Origin of the sequence: Klebsiella sp. PCX (assembly GCF_021869705.1) — a bacterium.
Taxonomy (GTDB): domain Bacteria; phylum Pseudomonadota; class Gammaproteobacteria; order Enterobacterales; family Enterobacteriaceae; genus Klebsiella; species Klebsiella quasipneumoniae.
Genome location: NZ_CP091527.1, coordinates 3,693,861 through 3,712,709, shown reverse-complemented (window position 1 = coordinate 3,712,709; position 18,849 = coordinate 3,693,861). Strand labels below are relative to the sequence as shown.

General features: G+C 60.0%; 19 protein-coding genes. 16 read left to right on the top strand and 3 right to left on the bottom strand.

All coding sequences use genetic code 11. The features are described from left to right. Window positions 1-140 precede the first annotated feature (140 nt). Window positions 141-626, top strand: a complete 486-nt coding sequence (gene sixA / locus GQR96_RS17600; protein WP_004201794.1) for a phosphohistidine phosphatase SixA — start codon at window positions 141-143, stop codon at window positions 624-626. A 19-nt stretch (window positions 627-645) separates the two neighbouring features. Here the strand turns inward: sixA and smrB are convergent, their stop codons facing one another. Next, the gene (gene smrB, locus GQR96_RS17595; protein WP_017899504.1) at window positions 646-1,197 is read right to left on the bottom strand and encodes an endonuclease SmrB; all 552 of its coding nucleotides are present in this window, start codon (window positions 1,195-1,197) and stop codon (window positions 646-648) included. 167 nt (window positions 1,198-1,364) lie between these two features. Here smrB and prmB point away from each other — a divergent pair, with 167 nt between their 5' ends. From prmB to GQR96_RS17565, 6 genes are read left to right on the top strand one after another with little or no spacing between them, the layout of a single operon-like run. After that, entirely contained in the window at window positions 1,365-2,297 is a 933-nt protein-coding gene (gene prmB / locus GQR96_RS17590) for a 50S ribosomal protein L3 N(5)-glutamine methyltransferase (protein WP_002913346.1), read from the top strand. Between the two features lie 42 nt (window positions 2,298-2,339). After that, on the top strand, window positions 2,340-3,425 hold the full coding sequence (gene aroC / locus GQR96_RS17585; protein ID WP_017899506.1) for a chorismate synthase: 1,086 nt from the start codon (window positions 2,340-2,342) through the stop codon (window positions 3,423-3,425). A 2-nt stretch (window positions 3,426-3,427) separates the two neighbouring features. After that, complete coding sequence (gene mepA / locus GQR96_RS17580; RefSeq protein ID WP_004201788.1) at window positions 3,428-4,252, top strand: penicillin-insensitive murein endopeptidase; 825 nt, start codon at window positions 3,428-3,430, stop codon at window positions 4,250-4,252. After that, the gene (locus GQR96_RS17575) at window positions 4,252-5,061 is read left to right on the top strand and encodes a sulfite exporter TauE/SafE family protein (RefSeq protein ID WP_004201787.1); all 810 of its coding nucleotides are present in this window, start codon (window positions 4,252-4,254) and stop codon (window positions 5,059-5,061) included. Before mepA ends, GQR96_RS17575 begins: the two co-directional genes overlap by 1 nt. Continuing rightward, window positions 5,061-5,609: an elongation factor P hydroxylase gene (locus GQR96_RS17570; RefSeq protein WP_057216374.1), complete on the top strand. Its 549-nt coding sequence runs from the start codon at window positions 5,061-5,063 to the stop codon at window positions 5,607-5,609. The genes GQR96_RS17575 and GQR96_RS17570 overlap by 1 nt, the downstream gene beginning before the upstream one ends. A 31-nt stretch (window positions 5,610-5,640) precedes the next feature. Continuing rightward, window positions 5,641-5,922: a YfcL family protein gene (locus GQR96_RS17565; protein WP_069734072.1), complete on the top strand. Its 282-nt coding sequence runs from the start codon at window positions 5,641-5,643 to the stop codon at window positions 5,920-5,922. Window positions 5,923-5,983: 61 nt separating this feature from the next. Here the strand turns inward: GQR96_RS17565 and mnmC are convergent, their stop codons facing one another. Then, window positions 5,984-7,972 (bottom strand): bifunctional tRNA (5-methylaminomethyl-2-thiouridine)(34)-methyltransferase MnmC2/FAD-dependent 5-carboxymethylaminomethyl-2-thiouridine(34) oxidoreductase MnmC1, encoded by a 1,989-nt coding sequence (gene mnmC / locus GQR96_RS17560; RefSeq protein ID WP_004201784.1) that lies wholly within the window; start codon window positions 7,970-7,972, stop codon window positions 5,984-5,986. Window positions 7,973-8,130: 158 nt separating this feature from the next. On the opposite strand from mnmC, the gene fabB reads away from it, so the two are divergent. Beyond that, complete coding sequence (gene fabB / locus GQR96_RS17555; protein WP_002913291.1) at window positions 8,131-9,351, top strand: beta-ketoacyl-ACP synthase I; 1,221 nt, start codon at window positions 8,131-8,133, stop codon at window positions 9,349-9,351. 209 nt (window positions 9,352-9,560) lie between these two features. Beyond that, entirely contained in the window at window positions 9,561-10,736 is a 1,176-nt protein-coding gene (locus GQR96_RS17550; protein WP_043520214.1) for an MFS transporter, read from the top strand. Between the two features lie 86 nt (window positions 10,737-10,822). On the opposite strand, the gene flk is transcribed toward GQR96_RS17550, so the two are convergent. Next, window positions 10,823-11,800 (bottom strand): flagella biosynthesis regulator Flk, encoded by a 978-nt coding sequence (flk, locus tag GQR96_RS17545; RefSeq protein ID WP_043520216.1) that lies wholly within the window; start codon window positions 11,798-11,800, stop codon window positions 10,823-10,825. Window positions 11,801-11,910: 110 nt separating this feature from the next. Between flk and pdxB the strand changes: the two genes are divergently transcribed. The 7 genes from pdxB (at window position 11,911) to dedD (ending at window position 18,748) form a co-directional block, all read left to right on the top strand. Then, window positions 11,911-13,047 carry a 4-phosphoerythronate dehydrogenase PdxB gene (gene pdxB / locus GQR96_RS17540; protein WP_004201779.1) on the top strand — a complete coding sequence of 379 codons (1,137 nt, stop codon included), beginning with the start codon at window positions 11,911-11,913 and terminating at the stop codon, window positions 13,045-13,047. A gap of 63 nt (window positions 13,048-13,110) precedes the next feature. After that, window positions 13,111-14,124 carry an aspartate-semialdehyde dehydrogenase gene (locus tag GQR96_RS17535; protein ID WP_004201776.1) on the top strand — a complete coding sequence of 338 codons (1,014 nt, stop codon included), beginning with the start codon at window positions 13,111-13,113 and terminating at the stop codon, window positions 14,122-14,124. Then, entirely contained in the window at window positions 14,124-14,936 is an 813-nt protein-coding gene (gene truA, locus GQR96_RS17530) for a tRNA pseudouridine(38-40) synthase TruA (RefSeq protein WP_004201775.1), read from the top strand. The genes GQR96_RS17535 and truA overlap by 1 nt, the downstream gene beginning before the upstream one ends. A gap of 26 nt (window positions 14,937-14,962) precedes the next feature. After that, window positions 14,963-15,622, top strand: coding sequence for a DedA family protein (locus GQR96_RS17525; protein WP_002913221.1), 660 nt, complete (start codon window positions 14,963-14,965; stop codon window positions 15,620-15,622). Window positions 15,623-15,807: 185 nt separating this feature from the next. Beyond that, window positions 15,808-16,728: an acetyl-CoA carboxylase, carboxyltransferase subunit beta gene (gene accD, locus GQR96_RS17520; RefSeq protein ID WP_004201773.1), complete on the top strand. Its 921-nt coding sequence runs from the start codon at window positions 15,808-15,810 to the stop codon at window positions 16,726-16,728. A 75-nt stretch (window positions 16,729-16,803) separates the two neighbouring features. Next, entirely contained in the window at window positions 16,804-18,072 is a 1,269-nt protein-coding gene (gene folC, locus GQR96_RS17515) for a bifunctional tetrahydrofolate synthase/dihydrofolate synthase (protein ID WP_064794917.1), read from the top strand. Continuing rightward, window positions 18,062-18,748, top strand: coding sequence for a cell division protein DedD (gene dedD, locus GQR96_RS17510; protein ID WP_004201770.1), 687 nt, complete (start codon window positions 18,062-18,064; stop codon window positions 18,746-18,748). The genes folC and dedD overlap by 11 nt, the downstream gene beginning before the upstream one ends. Window positions 18,749-18,849: the final 101 nt, after the last annotated feature.

Below are 18,849 nucleotides of genomic sequence, written 5' to 3'. Positions count from 1 at the left end.
GACTATACTTACGCCATTGAGGTAAAAAACAGCGTTTCATTCGTTGAATGGATCAGGCACAATGCCCGGCCACCGGGTTGCCTGCGTATTGTCTTCGCAGGCTAAACTTCGGTGCTTCTGGTTAACAAAAGCGGTGCAATATGCAAGTTTTTATTATGCGTCACGGCGACGCTGCCCTCGATGCAGCCAGCGACTCGGTTCGTCCATTAACCGTATGCGGTTGTGATGAGTCTCGTCAGATGGCAACCTGGCTGAAAGGTCAAAAAGTGGATATTGAGCGCGTTCTTGTCAGTCCCTATCTGCGTGCGGAACAGACGCTGGATATTGTTGGGGAGTGCATGAACCTGCCGAAACATGTCGACGTGATGCCGGAACTCACGCCGTGCGGCGATGTAGGTATGGTGAGCGCCTATCTGCAGGCGCTGGCAAATGAAGGCGTGGCGACGGCGCTGGTCGTCTCCCACCTGCCGCTGGTGGGGTACCTCGTCTCAGAGCTGTGCCCGGGGGAAACGCCCCCGATGTTCACCACCTCGGCTATCGCCTGCGTCAATCTGGACGCCGACGGCAAGGGTGAATACCTCTGGCAGAAAAGCCCCTGCAACCTCAAAATGGCCAACGCCATCTGACGGCCCCCGGAGCTCGCCGTCAAGGCAGTTCCGGTGGTTGCCACTCCTCGACCTCTATCAGAATCAGCAGTGCGGCGTCACCGCCGTACTCTTTTGGCGCCTGATGAAAAGCCATGATGTGTGGATGCTGCGCCAGCCACAGCGGGGTTTGCTGTTTGAGAATGTGCTTGCCGTGCCCGTGCATCACGCAGGCGCAAAACACATGCTCGCGGCGGCAGGCGGCAATCAGCGCGCCCAGTTCCTGTTTGGCCTGCTGCTGGGTGAGCCCATGCAAATCGAGAAACAGTTCCGGCGAATAATCCCCACGGCGCAGCTTTTTCAGCTCAAAATGGCTGACGTCGGCGCGGACATATTTCGTCGAGCCTTCGGTATTCAGTAGCGGCTGAAACTCATCGGAAAAATAGTGGCTGTTGTCGGCCTGTTCCTGCAACAGACGCTTAGGGGCAACCTCGGTGATTTTCTTGCGCTGCGGGCGGTGCACGATGGTGTCCTGTTTGATCTGCCGCGTGCCAGTCATCAGCTGACGGAACAGCGCCTGATCCTCCTCGCTAAGCGATGTCTTCTTTTTCATTGTCCGCTCTCATTAATACTTTGCGCTAGTTTACCCGACTCAATATCCCTTCGGGCAAGGAAAACCTGTTTTTTCCCCCGCCACCCCACGCAAGAATGCTGATTTATCGCCGTCTTCATGGCACACTAGCCGCCGAATTTATAGCAGAGTGTGCCCTGGAGGATGTCGTGGATAAAATTTTTGTTGATGAGGCAGTCAATGAGCTGCATACCATTCAGGACATGCTGCGCTGGGCGGTAAGCCGTTTCAGCGCTGCTAATATCTGGTACGGTCACGGGACTGACAACCCGTGGGACGAGGCGGTACAGCTGGTGCTGCCTTCGCTGTATCTGCCGCTGGATATCCCGGAAGATATGCGCACTGCGCGCCTGACCTCCAGCGAGAAACACCGCATTGTAGAGCGGGTGATTCGCCGCGTGAACGAGCGTATTCCCGTCGCCTATCTGACCAACAAAGCGTGGTTCTGCGGCCATGAGTTTTACGTTGATGAGCGGGTGCTGGTGCCGCGCTCCCCGATCGGCGAACTGATCAATAACCAGTTTGCCGGTCTAATTAACCATAAGCCGCAGCATATCCTTGATATGTGCACCGGCAGCGGCTGCATCGCCATCGCCTGCGCCTATGCCTTCCCGGAAGCCGAAGTCGACGCCGTGGATATCTCCCCGGACGCGCTGGCCGTCGCCGAGCACAACGTGGAATCCCATGGCCTGATCCATCACGTGACCCCGATCCGTTCCGACCTGTTTCGCGATCTGCCGAAGCTACAGTACGATCTGATCGTCACTAATCCGCCGTATGTCGATGAAGAGGACATGGCCGACCTGCCGGAAGAGTATGAGCATGAGCCGGTACTGGGTCTGGCCTCCGGAAGCGATGGCCTGAAGCTGACGCGCCGCATCCTCGGCAATGCGCCGGATTATCTCAGCGACGACGGCATTCTGATTTGTGAAGTCGGTAACAGCATGGTACATCTGATGGAGCAGTATCCGGACGTGCCGTTTACCTGGCTTGAGTTTGATAACGGCGGCGACGGCGTCTTTATGCTGACCAAACAACAGCTGATTGACGCTCGCGCGCACTTCGGTATTTATAAAGACTAAAAAAAACAACACGCCAACATAACGACAAATAATGGAGCCGTGATGGCAGGAAATACAATTGGACAACTCTTTCGCGTCACCACCTTCGGCGAGTCGCACGGCCTGGCGCTTGGCTGCATCGTTGATGGTGTGCCGCCGGGCATTCCGCTGACCGAAGCCGATCTGCAGCACGACCTCGATCGTCGTCGCCCGGGCACCTCGCGTTACACCACGCAGCGTCGCGAGCCGGATCAGGTCAAAATCCTCTCCGGCGTCTTCGAAGGCGTCACCACCGGGACCAGTATCGGGCTGCTGATTGAGAACACCGATCAGCGTTCGCAGGATTACGGCGCGATCAAAGATCTGTTTCGTCCTGGCCATGCGGATTACACCTACGAACAAAAGTATGGTCTACGCGACTATCGTGGCGGCGGTCGCTCCTCCGCCCGCGAAACCGCGATGCGCGTGGCGGCCGGGGCGATTGCCAAAAAATTCCTCGCCGCGAAGTTCGGCATCGTCATTCGCGGTTGCCTGACGCAGATGGGCGACATTCCGCTGGCCATTAAGGACTGGGAACAGGTTGAACAGAATCCCTTCTTCTGCCCGGATCCGGAGAAAATCGACGCTCTCGATGAACTGATGCGCGGTCTGAAAAAAGAGGGCGACTCCATTGGCGCCAAAGTTACCGTCGTCGCCGACGGCGTACCGCCGGGCCTTGGCGAGCCGGTCTTTGACCGCCTTGACGCCGATATCGCCCATGCGCTGATGAGCATCAACGCCGTGAAAGGCGTGGAGATTGGCGACGGTTTCGAGGTGGTGAAGCTGCGCGGCAGCGAAAACCGCGATGAGATCACCAAAGCCGGATTCCAGAGCAACCACGCCGGCGGCATTCTTGGCGGCATCAGCAGCGGTCAGCAGATCGTTGCCAACATCGCGCTGAAGCCGACCTCCAGTATTACCGTTCCCGGTCATACCATTAACCGCTTTGGCGAAGAGGTGGAGATGATCACCAAAGGGCGTCACGATCCGTGCGTCGGCATTCGCGCCGTACCGATCGCTGAGGCCATGCTGGCGATCGTTTTAATGGATCATTTTATGCGTCAGCGCGCGCAGAATGGCGACGTGACGACGACAATTCCACGCTGGTAACCATGAAAAACACCGTTATCGCCCTGTTGGCGCTGCTGGCCAGCGCCGGCAGCCTGGCCGCCACGCCATGGCAGAAGATATCCCAGCCAATCGGCGGCAGCGCGCAGTCGATTGGCGCGTTCTCCAATGGCTGTATCGTTGGCGCCGAGGCGCTGCCGCTGAACGCTGTCGGCTATCAGGTGATGCGTACCGATCAGCGGCGCTACTTCGGTCATCCGGATCTGATTCAGTTTATTCAGCGCCTGAGCAATCAGGTGCACAATAAAGGCATGGGGACCGTGCTGATTGGCGACATGGGGATGCCGGCAGGCGGCCGTTTTAACGGCGGCCACGCCAGCCATCAGACGGGCCTCGATGTCGATATCTTCCTCCAGCTGCCGCAGACGCGCTGGACATCGTCCCAGCTGCTGAAGCCGCAGGCCCTGGATCTGGTCGCCAGCGATGGCAAACGCGTGGTACCGTCGCTGTGGAGTCCGCAAATCAGCCAGCTGATCAAGCTGGCGGCGGAAGATAGCGAGGTGACCCGCATCTTCGTCAACCCGGCGATTAAACAGCAGCTGTGCCTGGACGCGGGAAGCGACCGCCAGTGGCTGCGCAAAGTTCGTCCCTGGTTCCAGCATCGCGCCCATATGCACGTCCGTCTGCGCTGCCCGGCAGGCAGCCTGGAGTGCGAAGATCAGGCGCCACCGCCGGCCGGCGATGGCTGCGGAGCGGAGCTGCAGAGCTGGTTCGAGCCACCTAAACCCGGGTCTACCCCACCTGTGAAGAAGACGCCGCCGCCGTTGCCGCCTTCCTGCCAGGCGCTACTGGATGAGCATGTGCTGTAATGGATAGTTTTATCGAGTTGTTTTCCGTATCGCCGCTGGTGCTGGTGGTGCTTTTTTTTGTCGCCATCCTGGCCGGTTTTATTGATTCACTGGCCGGGGGCGGGGGCTTACTGACCGTGCCGGCGCTTATGGCGGCAGGCATGCCGCCGGCCCAGGCGCTGGCGACCAATAAGCTGCAGGCCTGCGGCGGATCGCTGTCGGCGACCCTCTACTTTGTCCGGCGCAAGGTGGTCAATCTCGCCGATCAGAAGCTGAATATTCTGATGACCTTTATCGGTTCAACCGCCGGCGCGCTGCTGGTCCAGCACGTGCAGTCCGATATTCTTAAGCAGATCCTGCCGTTGCTGGTGATCGGCATCGGTCTCTATTTTCTGCTGATGCCGAAACTGGGCGAAGCGGACCGGCAGCGTCGGCTCTACGGTCTGCCGTTTGCGCTGGTCGCTGGCGGCAGCGTCGGGTTTTACGACGGTTTTTTCGGCCCCGGCGCCGGTTCGTTTTATGCGCTGGCGTTTGTCACCCTCGCCGGGTTTAACCTGGCGAAGTCGACGGCCCACGCCAAACTGCTCAACGCCACCTCGAACGTCGGCGGCCTGCTGCTGTTTATTATCGGCGGGAAGGTTATCTGGGCCACCGGCTTTGTGATGATGGCCGGACAATTTATTGGCGCCCGCGCCGGCTCCCGGCTGGTGCTGAGTAAAGGGCAATCGCTGATCCGACCGATGATCGTTATCGTCTCGGCGGTGATGAGCGCGAAGCTTCTCTACGACAGCCACGGGGCGGAGATTTTGCAGTGGTTGGGAATTCATTAATGCAACAGCAACACCATTATCAGCAGCTGATCGATCTCTTCGATAGCTGCTTTGCCGCAGATTTTAATACTCGCCTGGTGAAAGGCGACGATGAGCCGATCTACCTTCCGGCAGACGATGACACGCCATATCACCGTATCGTGTTCGCGCACGGTTTTTTTGCCAGCGCCCTGCACGAGATCTCCCACTGGTGTATCGCCGGCAAGGCTCGCCGCGAACAGGTGGATTTTGGCTACTGGTACTGCCCGGACGGTCGCGATGCAATGACCCAAAGCCAGTTTGAGGACGTCGAGGTGAAACCGCAGGCCCTGGAGTGGCTGTTCTGCGTGGCGGCGGGATTTCCGTTTAACGTCAGCTGTGACAATCTGGAAGGTGACGTCGAACCCGATCGCATCGCCTTTCAGCGCCGGGTACATGCCCAGGTGATGACTCTGCTTGAACAAGGGATCCCCGAACGTCCGGCGCGTCTTATTCGCGCACTACAACACTATTATCAAACGCCGCCATTGACGGCAGAACACTTTCCGTGGCCGGAAGACCTGCACTAAGGCCACACATTACATGACAAGAGGTAAGACGATGATCGCGGAGTTTGAATCACGCATTCTGGCGCTGATTGACAACATGGTAGACCACGCCAGTGATGATGAACTGTTTGCCGGCGGTTATCTGCGCGGCCACCTGACGCTGGCGGTGGCTGAGCTGGAAGGTGAGGGCGAGCATTCAGCTGAAGCGATACACAGCAAAGTCAGCCATAGCCTGGAGAAAGCCATCGGCGCTGGCGAGCTGTCGCCGCCGGACCAAAATCTGGTGCAGGGCATGTGGGAAAACCTGTATCTGCAGGCAAAAAATCAGGCCTGAGCCATGTTGTAGCCCGGGTCAGGCGTCAGCCGTACCCGGGAAATTGCCTGCCCTCATGGTTTTATTTCACCGCTTTTCCCTTCAGCAGTTTTCTCACCCATAGCCGATTCGGATTCAGCGCCGCCAGGGTGTCGCTATCCAGCGGCAGTGGTTCAGCGCTCATCTGCGCCGCCAGTATCTCAGCGCTTAACGGCGCGGTGCAAATGCCTCGCGATCCGAGGGCGCCAAGCATAAACAGGTTATGAAAGACCGGCGCGCTACCGGCGCTATCCTGCCGTTCGTGGAGGTTGGCGTATTGCGTCAATGTCGCCGCATAGTCCGGGACGTTGCCGACCATCGGCAGATGATCGCGGGTGGCGCAGCGCACGCCGCAGCGGGCGTCACTGGCGCTGATATCCACGTCCTGCGGCCACTCCGCGCCCGGGAAGCAGTCGATCAGCCGTTGCCGGTTGTGCTGCTGATCTCCTTCGCTGAAGGTGGTGTCGGTTTTGCCGCGATGGTAGCTGGCGCCAATACAATGCTGCTGGTTTTGCGGATTCTGCGGCGTCAGGTAGCCGTCGTAGCACAGCACCTGGCGCAAAGCGGAAAGCCGCGGGGTGGTGGGTATATGGCTGACCTGGCCACCCACGGGATAGACGGGCAACGGCGCGGTTTGCGCAAAATCCGCGATGCGGTGGCCGTTGGCCAGCACGACCGCCTGATGATAGCGCTGGTGGTTGAGCAGCCAGCCATCGCCTTCTGCACTCAGCGTCTCGACCTGATAACCATAATGCACGTGCAGACCGCGAGTCGCCGCCAGCGCCAGTAGCTCGGCGGTGAGCTGCTGTGGGCACAGCCAACCGCCGGCCGGATAGGTTATGCCGCCGCAGCCGGTCTCGACGCCGGTCAGCTCCGCGGCCTGATCCGCCGTCACCGCGCAGGCGATATCAGGGGGCAACTCCAGGGCCAGCATCTGGGCGATTTTGTGCGCGCTTTTTTCATCCCAGCCAAGCTGGGTGACCCCGCACCATTGATGATCGAACAGCACCGGCAGCGCGTCGTAGGTGCGGCGGGCGAAGGTAAAGGCGGCCGGGAAAAAGCGCGCCAGCGCCGGATCGTGCTGGCTTAACAGCGGGTAGAGCGCGCCCTGGCGATTACCGGAGGCGCCCTGCGCCGGGGCGTCGTCCGCGCAGTAGAGGGTCACCTGCCAGCCGCGACGCAGCAGCGCCAGGGAGAGCAGGGCGCTGGCGATACCGCCGCCGACGATGGCCGCTTCGCGGGCCTCGCTGCCTCGGCGGGCGAACCAGGGCGCGCGCGCCGGAAAGGCCAGCGTTTGCGCCATCTCGCCGGTCAGCATCTCCCGTTTGCGGCCGAAGCCCTTGGTTTTACGCAGAGTAAATCCGGCTTCCTGCAGGCCGCGGCGGACAAAACCGGCGGAGGTAAAAGTGGCCAGCGTTCCGCCGGGACGCGCCAGGCGCGCCATGGCATTGAACAGATCCTGGGTCCACATGTCGGGATTTTTCGCCGGGGCAAAGCCGTCGAGAAACCAGGCGTCCACCTGCTGATTCAGCGAATCATCCAGCTCTCTGGTCAGCTCGTTGATATCGCCAAACCACAGATCGAGCGTCACCCGTCCGCCGTCGAGCAGCAGACGATGGCACCCGGCGAAGGCCGAAGGCCATTGCGCCTGCAGCTGTTCTGCCCATGGGGCCAGCTCTGGCCAGCGCTGGTGCGCCAGGCGGAGATCTTCCGCCTTCAGCGGATATTTCTCAAAACTGATGAAATGTAACCTTTGCAGGGTAACGTCCGGGTTATCGCGAACAAAAACGTCAAACGCCTGCCAGAGAGTGAGGAAATTGAGCCCGGTGCCGAAGCCGCTCTCCGCGACGATCAACAGCGGGCGAGGGTGGCTGGAGAAGCGCTCCGGCAGGCGATTTCCGCCGAGAAAGACGTAGCGCGTCTCTTCCAGACCGTTGTCATTGGAAAAGTAAACATCGTCGAAATCTCGGGAAACAGGTGTACCCTCAGCATTGAATTCCAGGTTGGCGGGTTGTATAGCGTTTTGTTTCACGTAAGTTACTCGAATCACAAGGCGTAGCGCGATCTTAGCGATGTGTGCCTGAGGGCGCAAATTTATACACAAAATGTCTGATCGGACTTGTTCGGCGTACAAGTGTACGCTATTGTGCGACACGAAACTTAAAATAGTGAGACTTACAGAGGTATTTAATGAAACGTGCAGTGATTACTGGCTTGGGCATCGTTTCCAGCATCGGTAATAACCAGCAGGAAGTCCTGGCATCTCTGCGTGAAGGACGTTCAGGGATCACTTTCTCTCAGGAGCTTAAAGATTCAGGGATGCGCAGCCACGTATGGGGCAACGTCAAACTGGATACCACTGGCCTCATTGACCGCAAAGTAGTGCGCTTCATGAGCGACGCCTCCATCTATGCTTACCTGTCCATGGAACAGGCCGTTGCCGACGCAGGTCTGGCGCCGGAAGCATACCAGAATAACCCGCGTGTCGGCCTGATCGCAGGCTCCGGCGGCGGCTCCCCGAAATTCCAGGTCTTCGGCGCTGATGCCATGCGTAGCCCGCGTGGTCTGAAAGCCGTGGGTCCGTATGTGGTCACCAAAGCGATGGCTTCCGGCGTTTCCGCCTGCCTCGCCACGCCGTTTAAAATCCACGGCGTTAACTACTCCATCAGCTCCGCCTGCGCCACTTCCGCACACTGCATCGGTAATGCGGTAGAGCAGATTCAGCTGGGCAAACAGGATATCGTCTTTGCCGGCGGCGGCGAAGAACTGTGCTGGGAAATGGCCTGCGAGTTCGACGCCATGGGCGCGCTGTCCACCAAATACAACGACACTCCAGAAAAAGCCTCCCGCACCTATGACGCCAACCGTGACGGCTTCGTTATCGCCGGCGGCGGCGGTATGGTCGTGGTGGAAGAGCTGGAACATGCTCTGGCGCGCGGCGCGCACATCTATGCCGAAATCGTCGGCTATGGCGCAACCTCCGATGGCGCAGACATGGTAGCTCCATCGGGTGAAGGCGCAGTGCGCTGTATGCAGATGGCGATGCACGGCGTGGATACCCCGATCGACTACCTGAACTCTCACGGCACCTCCACGCCGGTCGGCGACGTGAAAGAGCTGGGCGCGATCCGCGAAGTGTTCGGCGATAACAGCCCGGCTATCTCGGCGACCAAAGCGATGACCGGCCACTCGCTGGGCGCGGCGGGCGTACAGGAAGCTATCTACTCCCTGCTGATGCTGGAGCACGGCTTTATCGCGCCGAGCATCAACGTCGAAGAGCTGGACGAGCAGGCAGCCGGCCTGAACATCGTCACCAAACCGACTGACGCTAAGCTGACCACCGTGATGTCCAACAGCTTCGGCTTCGGCGGCACCAACGCCACGCTGGTGATGCGTAAATACAACGCCTAATCAGCACGCGATGCACTGAGGGGAGCCACCGGCTCCCCTTTTTTGTCATCTTGACAGGGTAAGGTCCCGCAGGCACACTGCTGGCGAATCCATTAGTCTCTCCACTAATGCGTAAGCGTTTAACGTCAACCAACGCGCCTTAACCCTGATAGTCAGGTGGAGGGGGCGTGTCGCTTTGCTCGCCTTACTCTGCGAATCTGGAGTAATGCATGTCCGCAGTCACTGAAACAACATCTCATTCTTCCGCGAATTTTTCGCTTTTTCGCATTACATTCGCCGTCTTTTTGACCTATATGACCGTCGGTTTGCCGCTGCCGGTGATCCCGCTATTTGTCCATCAGGAGCTGGGATTTGGTAACACTGTGGTCGGCGTGGCGGTGGGGATCCAGTTCCTCGCCACCGTTCTGACCCGCGGCTACGCCGGGCGTCTGGCAGACCAGTACGGCGCCAAACGTTCCGTCCTGCAGGGGATGCTGGCCTGCGCCCTGGCCGGTGCGGCCTGGCTGGCCGCTGCGCTGCTGCCGCTGCCGGTGTTCGCGAAGTTGGGCCTGTTGCTGCTGGGCCGCCTGATCCTCGGGTTTGGCGAAAGCCAGCTGCTGACCGGCAACCTGAGCTGGGGGATGGGCCTGGTGGGGCCGGCCCGCTCCGGCAAAGTGATGTCATGGAACGGCATGGCGATGTACGGTTCGCTGGCGGTGGGCGCCCCGCTGGGATTGTTAATATATAGCCATTTTGGCGTGGCGGTCCTCGCCTGCGTCACCATGACACTGCCGCTCGTCGCCTGGCTCATCAACGGGACGGTGCGCAAAGTGGCGGCGCACGGAGGCGAGCGGCCTTCACTGTGGAGCGTCATCGGCATGATCTGGCGGCCGGGGATTGGTCTGGGCCTGCAGGGCGTCGGCTTTGCGGTGATCGGCACCTTCGTCTCCCTCTATTTTGCCAGCCATCACTGGCCGATGGCCGGCTTTACCCTGACGGCGTTTGGCGGCGCTTTTGTGCTGATGCGGGTGCTGTTCGGCTGGATGCCGGATCGGTTTGGCGGCGTTAAAGTGGCGATGGTCTCGCTGCTGATAGAGGCGGTCGGTCTGACGCTGCTGGGGCTGGCGTCGGGCGTCTGGGTAGCGCTGGCCGGCGCGGCGCTGACCGGATGCGGCTGTTCGCTTATTTTCCCGTCGCTTGGCGTGGAGGTGGTGAAGCGCGTCCCGGCGCAGGTGCGCGGCACTGCGCTCGGCGGCTATGCGGCCTTTCAGGATATCTCTTATGGCCTGACCGGGCCGCTGACCGGTCTACTGGCCACTTCGCTGGGCTACTCGTCGGTATTTCTTGCCGGCGCCCTCTGCGCGGCGCTGGGGATCCTCGTCACCCTCATTTCATTTCGCCGCTAGGTTGTTGTCCGGCCTGAAACCGCTGTAGTCAACACCGTGGCGTTTGGCATGAAAGGGAGCCGTAAACGCCACCTGTGCCTGCTGGGCTACAGCAGGAGCCACAGCACCAGGAGCAGGACAACCGCTCCCAGCGCCAGCTGCCAGGGCTTAGCGGCCCATGTCCGCCGGGTCACGGGCTCCTCCTGCGGGATCGCCAGCGTCTCCTGGGCGCGGGCTACCCGCAGCACAAACACCTTGTTCAACAGCGCCAGGATCTGCGCCGGGCTCAGCGTGGTCTGCGGCGTAACCTGCCAGTTGCGACGGGCAAAGTCGACAATCTTCTGCCACTCTGCGGTCTCAAGCGGCTGCTTGAGCGCCCCCTGCAGTGAGGTCAGCGTCGGCGCGGTTTGCGCGCTGAGGGTCTGCCGCGCCTGTAGCCAGTAGGAAAGCGGCGTGAAGTGCGTCGCCGGGATCAGCTCCCCTGACTTGACGCCGCAAAGTTCCAGCATGGACTGCCAAATCAGCTTGCTTGGTTCGCCGGTGGCGGCCGCCAGCTTCGTCACCAGCTGATTGAGCGTGTTGTGCTCGGCTGGCAACAGCGGGCGGAGGGTCGGCGGGCGCTGCTGCGGCTGCGGGATAGACAGCTGACCACGCTGCAGCAGATGCAGAATGTGCTCCAGTTGCGTCTGGCTGAGGGCATGCAGCGCCGTTTGCCCATAATGCTGACGAATATAATCGCTCACCGCCTGACGGTTATTGCCCTGGCCGAGCAGATCGCTGAGCTGCGCCAGGGTCTGGCGATGATGATGATTGTCCTGCGCGGCGGCTAAGCGCTGGTTGAGACTGGCCTCTGCGGCGCTGAAATGGCGGGCCAGCAGGGGCGTGTCGCCTTTTAGTCCGAGATCATGTTTGACGCAGGCCCACACTTCCGCATTCTGCTGCGAGGTCAGCGCCACCAGGCGCGTGATCAATCTCTCCAGGACGGTGCGTTGCTGCATGGAAAGCGAAGGTTCGCCGGTGGCGGCAGTGCCTGATGGGCCTCGCCCAGGAGGACGGTCTGGCATATCTGCAAGGGGGTGCGTCATGATTCATCCTTTCGATATCGCGGTACTGGAACCAGGTGATGAGTATGCCTGGCGGCCAGATTATGGCACACTTCCCCGGTTAACTCTCGTTCTCAGACAGGTACTGAACTGTGAAAATCCTCGTTGATGAAAATATGCCCTATGCCCGTGAGCTTTTTAGCCGTTTAGGCGACGTGCAGGCGATCCCGGGCCGCCCGGTTCCGGCCGATGCCCTGACCGATGCGGATGCCTTAATGGTGCGCTCGGTCACCCGGGTCAATGAAGCATTGCTTGCCGGCAAGGCCATCAGGTTCGTCGGCACCGCGACCGCAGGCACCGATCATGTCGATCAGGCGTGGCTGCAGCAGGCGGGGATTGGTTTCTCCGCGGCGCCCGGCTGCAACGCTATCGCGGTGGTGGAGTATGTCTTTTCAGCGCTGCTGATGCTGGCCGAACGTGACGGCTTCGCGCTGCGCGATCGCACCGTCGGGATCGTCGGCGTCGGTAACGTCGGCGGGCGGCTGCAAAAGCGCCTGGAGGCGTTGGGTATCAAAACCCTGCTTTGCGATCCCCCGCGTGCCGACCGCGGCGACGAAGGCGACTTCCGCTCCCTCGACGATCTGGTCCAGCAAGCTGATGTCATCACCTTCCATACCCCGCTGTATAAAGAAGGGCAATATAAAACCCTGCATCTGGCGGATGAGGCGCTGATTAGCCGCCTGAAGCCCGGAACGATTTTGATCAACGCCTGCCGCGGGCCGGTGGTGGATAACGCTGCGTTGCTGAAACGACTGGAAGCCGGTCAGTCCCTGAGCGTGGTGCTGGACGTTTGGGAGCCGGAGCCGGATCTCAACGTAGAGCTTCTTAAGCGAGTGGATATCGGCACGGCGCATATCGCCGGCTATACCCTTGAAGGGAAGGCGCGCGGGACGACGCAGGTGTTCGAAGCCTATAGCGCCTTTATCGGCCATCCGCAGCAGGTGGCGCTGGATACCCTGTTGCCGGCCCCGGAGTTTGGCCGCATCACCCTGCATGGCCCGCTCGATCAGCCGACGCTGAAAAGACTGGTTCATTTGGTGTATGATGTGCGCCGCGATGATGCGCCGCTGCGGAAGGTGGCGGGCGTCGCCGGTGAATTCGACAAGCTGCGTAAAAATTATCAGGAACGTCGCGAATGGTCTTCGCTGTACGTGCAGTGCAGCGATGAGCAGGCGGCGGCCCTGTTGCGCCAGCTCGGTTTTAACGCCGTGCATCATCCTGTTCGTTAATGTCTTCTTAATGCCCCTGCCGGATACTCCGGCAGGGCCGCTTTATTTCTGGAGTAAACCACCATGTCTGAAGGCTGGAATATTGCCGTACTGGGCGCAACGGGCGCCGTAGGCGAAGCCCTGCTCGAAACTCTTGCTGAACGCCAGTTCCCGGTGGGGGAGATTTTTGCTCTGGCGCGCAATGAAAGCGCGGGCGAACATCTGCGTTTTGGTGGCAAGTCGGTGATCGTCAAGGACGCCGCCGAGTTTGACTGGACCCAGGCCCAGCTGGCTTTCTTTGCCGCAGGTGCAGAAGCCAGTGCGGCGTATGTCGAAGATGCGACAAACGCCGGGTGTCTGGTTATCGATCTCAGCGGCCTGTTTGCGCTGGAGCCGGACGTACCGCTGGTGGTGCCGGACGTGAACCCGTTTGTGTTAGGCGATTACCGCAACCGCAATCTGATTGCGGTGCCCAACAGTCTGACCAGCCAGCTGCTGACGGCGCTCAAGCCGCTTATCGATCAGGGTGGACTGTCGCGCATTAGCGTCACTAACCTGCTCTCCGCCTCAGGGCAGGGGAAAAAAGCGGTGGATGCGCTGGCAGGGCAGAGCGCCAAGCTGTTGAACGGCATCCCCATCGATGAAGACGATTTCTTTGGCCGCCAGCTGGCGTTCAACATGCTGCCGCTGCTGCCGGATCGTGAAGGTAGCGTGCGCGAAGAGCGCCGTATCGTCGATGAAGCGCGCAAAATTCTGCAGGATGACGGGCTGATGATCTCCGCCAGCGTCGTCCAGTCGCCGGTCTTCTACGGCCATGCGCAGATGGTGAACTTTGAAGCGATGCGTCCGCTGGCGGCGGAAGAGGCGCGTGACGCCTTTACCCGCGGCGAGGAGATCGAACTGTCTGAAGAGGGCGAATTCCCCACTCAGGTTGGCGACGCCTCCGGTAACGCCCGTCTCTCCATCGGCTGCGTGCATAATGACTACGGCATGCCGGAGCAGGTCCAGTTCTGGTCGGTGGCGGATAACGTCCGCTTCGGCGGCGCGCTGATGGCGGTGAAGATCGCCGAGAAGCTGATTGAGGAGTACCTGTACTGATGTCTGAGATGGAGCAACAGCCGGTCTGTAAAATCGCGCTGGGCATCGAGTACGACGGTAGCAAATATTACGGCTGGCAGCGGCAAAACGAAGTGCGCAGCGTGCAGGAGAAGCTGGAAAAGGCGCTCTCGCAGGTGGCGAACGAACCGATTACCGTCTTTTGCGCCGGCCGCACCGACGCCGGTGTCCATGGCACCGGCCAGGTGGTGCATTTCGAAACCCGGGCGCAGCGTAAAGATGCCGCCTGGACGCTGGGGGTAAATGCGAATTTACCTGGTGACATTGCGGTGCGTTGGGTCAAACATGTACCGGCGGATTTTCATGCCCGGTTCAGCGCCACGGCGCGCCGCTATCGTTACGTCATCTATAATCATCGCCTGCGTCCGGCGGTATTGAGTCATGGCGTCACGCATTTTCACCAGCCGCTCGACGCCGCGCGCATGCAGCGCGCCGCGCAGTGTCTGCTGGGGGAGAATGACTTTACCTCGTTTCGCGCAGTGCAGTGCCAGTCGCGAACCCCGTGGCGCAACGTGATGCACATTAACGTTACCCGTTACGGCGCTTATGTGGTGGTGGATATCAAAGCGAATGCCTTTGTACATCATATGGTCAGGAATATTGTGGGCAGCCTGATGGAAATCGGGGCCGGAAACCAGCCGGAGAGCTGGATGGCAGAACTGCTGGCAGCAAAAGACAGGACGCTCGCTGCGGCAACGGCAAAAGCGGAAGGGTTGTATCTGGTGTCGGTGGATTACCCGGCCCATTATGATTTACCGGTGCTGCCAATGGGCCCGCTGTTTCTGGCGGACTAATAGGGTCATTAAGGGTAAAGACAAACATGGACTTGATTCACTTTTTAATTGATTTCATCCTGCATATTGATGTGCACCTGGCCGAGCTGGTCGCCCAGTACGGCGTCTGGGTTTATGCCATTCTGTTTTTGATTCTGTTCTGCGAAACCGGGCTGGTGGTGACGCCGTTTCTGCCGGGAGATTCCCTGCTGTTCGTCGCGGGCGCGCTCTCGGCCCTGCCCACCAACGATCTTAATGTCCATCTGATGGTATTGCTGATGGTTATCGCGGCTATCGTCGGCGATGCGGTCAACTACACCATTGGCCGGCTGTTCGGCGAAAAGCTGTTCAGCAATCCGAACTCGAAGATTTTCCGTCGCAGCTATCTGGATAAAACCCATAGCTTCTACGAACGTCACGGCGGAAAAACCATTATCCTCGCGCGCTTTGTGCCGATAGTCCGAACCTTCGCGCCGTTTGTGGCGGGAATGGGGCATATGTCCTATCGTCATTTTGCGGCCTATAACGTCGTCGGGGCGCTGCTGTGGGTGCTGCTGTTCACCTACGCCGGCTATCTGTTTGGCGATCTGCCGGTGGTGCAGGAGAACCTTAAGCTGCTGATCGTGGCGATCATCGTGCTTTCCGTCCTGCCGGGCGTGATTGAGATTATTCGCCATAAGCGGGCGGCGGCGAAGCAGGCGAAGTAGTTTAGCCTGTGTTGCGCGTGACGGTGCAGAGCGTCACGCGCAGCGGTTTGACCACTTTTTTATCCCATGTTCCGGGATGATATGATTTAATGTGCAACATTCATGGTCTGTAAGAGGCAAAAATGGCATTATGCGCCCCTTACGACAAAACTGGCATCGACCAGGTTCAGGCAGAAAGGTTATCAATGAGCTGGATTGAACGAATTAAAAGCAACATCACTCCCACCCGCAAGGCGAGCATTCCTGAGGGTGTATGGACCAAGTGCGACAGCTGCGGTCAGGTACTCTACCGCGCCGAGCTGGAGCGCAACCTGGAGGTTTGTCCTAAGTGCGATCACCATATGCGCATGTCGGCGCGTAATCGCCTGCATAGCCTGTTGGATGAAGGTTCTCTGGTGGAACTGGGTAGCGAACTTGAGCCAAAAGATGTGCTGAAGTTCCGCGATTCAAAAAAATACAAAGACCGCCTGGCGTCCGCTCAAAAAGAGACGGGCGAGAAAGACGCGCTGGTGGTAATGAAAGGTACGCTCTACGCGATGCCGGTTGTGGCCGCCGCCTTTGAGTTCTCCTTTATGGGGGGATCGATGGGTTCCGTCGTTGGCGCACGCTTTGTGCGCGCGGTGGAGCAGGCGCTGGAAGATAACTGCCCGCTGATCTGCTTCTCCGCCTCCGGTGGCGCCCGTATGCAGGAAGCGCTGATGTCGCTGATGCAGATGGCGAAAACCTCCGCGGCGCTGGCGAAAATGCAGGAGCGCGGATTACCGTACATCTCTGTGCTGACCGACCCGACCATGGGCGGCGTATCGGCGAGCTTTGCGATGCTGGGTGACCTGAACATTGCCGAGCCGAAAGCGCTGATCGGCTTTGCCGGTCCTCGCGTCATTGAGCAGACCGTACGTGAGAAGCTGCCGCCGGGATTCCAGCGCAGTGAGTTCCTGATTGAAAAAGGGGCGATCGATATGATCGTTCGCCGTCCGGAAATGCGTCTCAAGCTGGCCAGCATTCTGGCGAAGCTGATGAACCTGCCGGCGCCGGTTGCCGCTTCGGAAACGCCTCATGAAGGCGTGGTGGTGCCGCCGGCACCGGATCAGGAACCCGAGGCCTGATAAAGCAGAGGGCAGGGCCTGGCGGCGCTGCCCTTTTTTATTCATACGCGTTAACCGTCAATTCTTGCGGGCATCATGGAAAAAGATCCTATTCCTCAGGCCACGTCGCCCCTGGCTACGTGGCTTTCTTATCTGGAACATCTGCACAGTAAAACCATCGACCTGGGGCTGGCGCGCGTCAGCGAGGTCGCGCGGCAGATGGATATCGTCAAACCGGCGCCGTTCGTCTTTACGGTCGCGGGTACCAATGGCAAAGGCACCACCTGCCGCACGCTGGAAACCGTCCTGATGGCGGCCGGCTATAAAGTGGGGGTCTACAGCTCTCCGCATCTGGTGCGTTACACCGAACGCGTGCGCATTCAGGGAGCGGAACTGCCGGAGGCGGCGCATACGGCCTCGTTTGCGGAGATTGAAGCGGCGCGGGGCGACATCTCGCTGACCTACTTTGAGTACGGCACGCTCTCTGCGCTATGGTTGTTTAAGCAGGCGCAGCTGGATGTGGTGATCCTGGAGGTGGGGCTCGGCGGCCGTCTCGACGCCACTAATATCGTGGATGCCGATGTCGCAGTGGTTACCAGCATCGCTCTCGATCATACCGACTGGCTGGGACCGGATCGCGAAAGTATCGGCCGGGAGAAAGCCGGTATCTTCCGTGCCGGAAAACCGGCGGTAGTAGGGGAGCCGGATATGCCGCACACCATTGCTGAAGTGGCGAGCGAGAAGGGCGCCCTGCTCCAGCGCCGCGGCGTCGACTGGGGCTATGAGGTGGAAGGCGAGACATGGTCTTTCCGCGACGCGGGCGGGGCGTTAAGCCGCCTGCCTCTGCCTCAGGTGCCGTTGCCGAACGCCGCCACGGCCGTGGCGGCGCTGCGCGCCAGCGGACTTGCCGTGGATGACGCAATCCTGCGCGCGGGGATCCGCGACGCGATGCTGCCGGGACGCTTTCAGATAATCAGCGACGCCCCGCGGGTGATCCTCGATGTGGCGCATAACCCGCACGCGGCGGCTTATCTCGCCGGGCGTCTCAAAACGTTAGCGAAAACGGGACGCGTGCTGGCGGTTATTGGTATGCTGCATGATAAGGACATTGCCGGCACGTTGGCCAATCTGGCCCCGGAAGTCGACGCCTGGTACTGCGCGCCGCTGGAAGGGCCGCGCGGGGCGACGGCGGAGCAGCTGGTGGAACATTTGCGTGGCGGCACAGTCTATAGCAGCGTGGCGCAGGCGTGGCATGCGGCCATGGCTGACGCTAAAGTGGAAGATACCGTGCTGGTGTGTGGTTCGTTTCACACGGTCGCACAGGTTATGGAAGAGATAGACGCGGGGAGAATCGGTGGCAAGTAAGTTTCAGAACCGTTTAGTCGGGACAATCGTGCTGGTGGCGCTGGGGGTGATTATCCTGCCAGGGCTGCTGGACGGGCAGAAAAAGCATTACCAGGATGAGTTTGCCGCGATCCCGCTGGTGCCGAAACCGGGCGATCGTGATGAACCGGATATGCTGCCGGCGGCGACTCAGGCGCTGCCTTCGCAGCCGCCGGAAGGGGCGGCGGAAGAGGTGCGGGCGGGCGATGCCGCCGCGCCATCGTTAGATCCGTCGCGTATCCCGGTGAACAGCAACAGCTTCGATGACGTTCAGGAGCCGGTAGTGGCCGCGAAACCCCAGCCTAAACCTCAGCCGAAGCCGCAGCCGCAACAGCAGGCCGCGACGCCAACGCCGCCGCCTGCTAAGCCACAGCAGCAACAACCGCAGCAGCAGGCGGCCCTGCCGGCGCCGACCGGCAAAGCCTATGTGGTTCAGCTGGGCGCGTTGAAGAACGCCGATAAGGTGAACGAGATCGTTGGTAAACTGCGGGCGTCGGGCTTCAAAGTGTATACGTCGCCTTCGACGCCGGTACAGGGTAAAATTACCCGTATCCTCGTCGGGCCGGATGCGTCAAAAGACAAGCTCAAGGGCCAGCTGGGCGATCTGCAACAGATCTCCGGGCTCAGCGGGGTAGTGATGGGCTTCACCCCGAACTGATTGTTTTTTCCGCGATGCGGAAAGAACGCGGCGGGGCTAAACGCCCCGTAAACCCTGTCTCAGCCGCCCTGAAGAGGCGAAAGACAGTCTGGCGTTGAATG

Coding starts and splice junctions, on each gene's coding strand:
- sixA (WP_004201794.1), top strand. CDS start 141: ATGCAAGTTTTTATTATGCGTCACGGCGACGCTGCCCTCGATGCAGCC.
- smrB (WP_017899504.1), bottom strand. CDS start 1,197: ATGAAAAAGAAGACATCGCTTAGCGAGGAGGATCAGGCGCTGTTCCGT.
- aroC (WP_017899506.1), top strand. CDS start 2,340: ATGGCAGGAAATACAATTGGACAACTCTTTCGCGTCACCACCTTCGGC.
- mepA (WP_004201788.1), top strand. CDS start 3,428: ATGAAAAACACCGTTATCGCCCTGTTGGCGCTGCTGGCCAGCGCCGGC.
- GQR96_RS17575 (WP_004201787.1), top strand. CDS start 4,252: ATGGATAGTTTTATCGAGTTGTTTTCCGTATCGCCGCTGGTGCTGGTG.
- GQR96_RS17570 (WP_057216374.1), top strand. CDS start 5,061: ATGCAACAGCAACACCATTATCAGCAGCTGATCGATCTCTTCGATAGC.
- GQR96_RS17565 (WP_069734072.1), top strand. CDS start 5,641: ATGATCGCGGAGTTTGAATCACGCATTCTGGCGCTGATTGACAACATG.
- fabB (WP_002913291.1), top strand. CDS start 8,131: ATGAAACGTGCAGTGATTACTGGCTTGGGCATCGTTTCCAGCATCGGT.
- GQR96_RS17550 (WP_043520214.1), top strand. CDS start 9,561: ATGTCCGCAGTCACTGAAACAACATCTCATTCTTCCGCGAATTTTTCG.
- flk (WP_043520216.1), bottom strand. CDS start 11,800: ATGACGCACCCCCTTGCAGATATGCCAGACCGTCCTCCTGGGCGAGGC.
- GQR96_RS17535 (WP_004201776.1), top strand. CDS start 13,111: ATGTCTGAAGGCTGGAATATTGCCGTACTGGGCGCAACGGGCGCCGTA.
- truA (WP_004201775.1), top strand. CDS start 14,124: ATGTCTGAGATGGAGCAACAGCCGGTCTGTAAAATCGCGCTGGGCATC.
- GQR96_RS17525 (WP_002913221.1), top strand. CDS start 14,963: ATGGACTTGATTCACTTTTTAATTGATTTCATCCTGCATATTGATGTG.
- accD (WP_004201773.1), top strand. CDS start 15,808: ATGAGCTGGATTGAACGAATTAAAAGCAACATCACTCCCACCCGCAAG.
- folC (WP_064794917.1), top strand. CDS start 16,804: ATGGAAAAAGATCCTATTCCTCAGGCCACGTCGCCCCTGGCTACGTGG.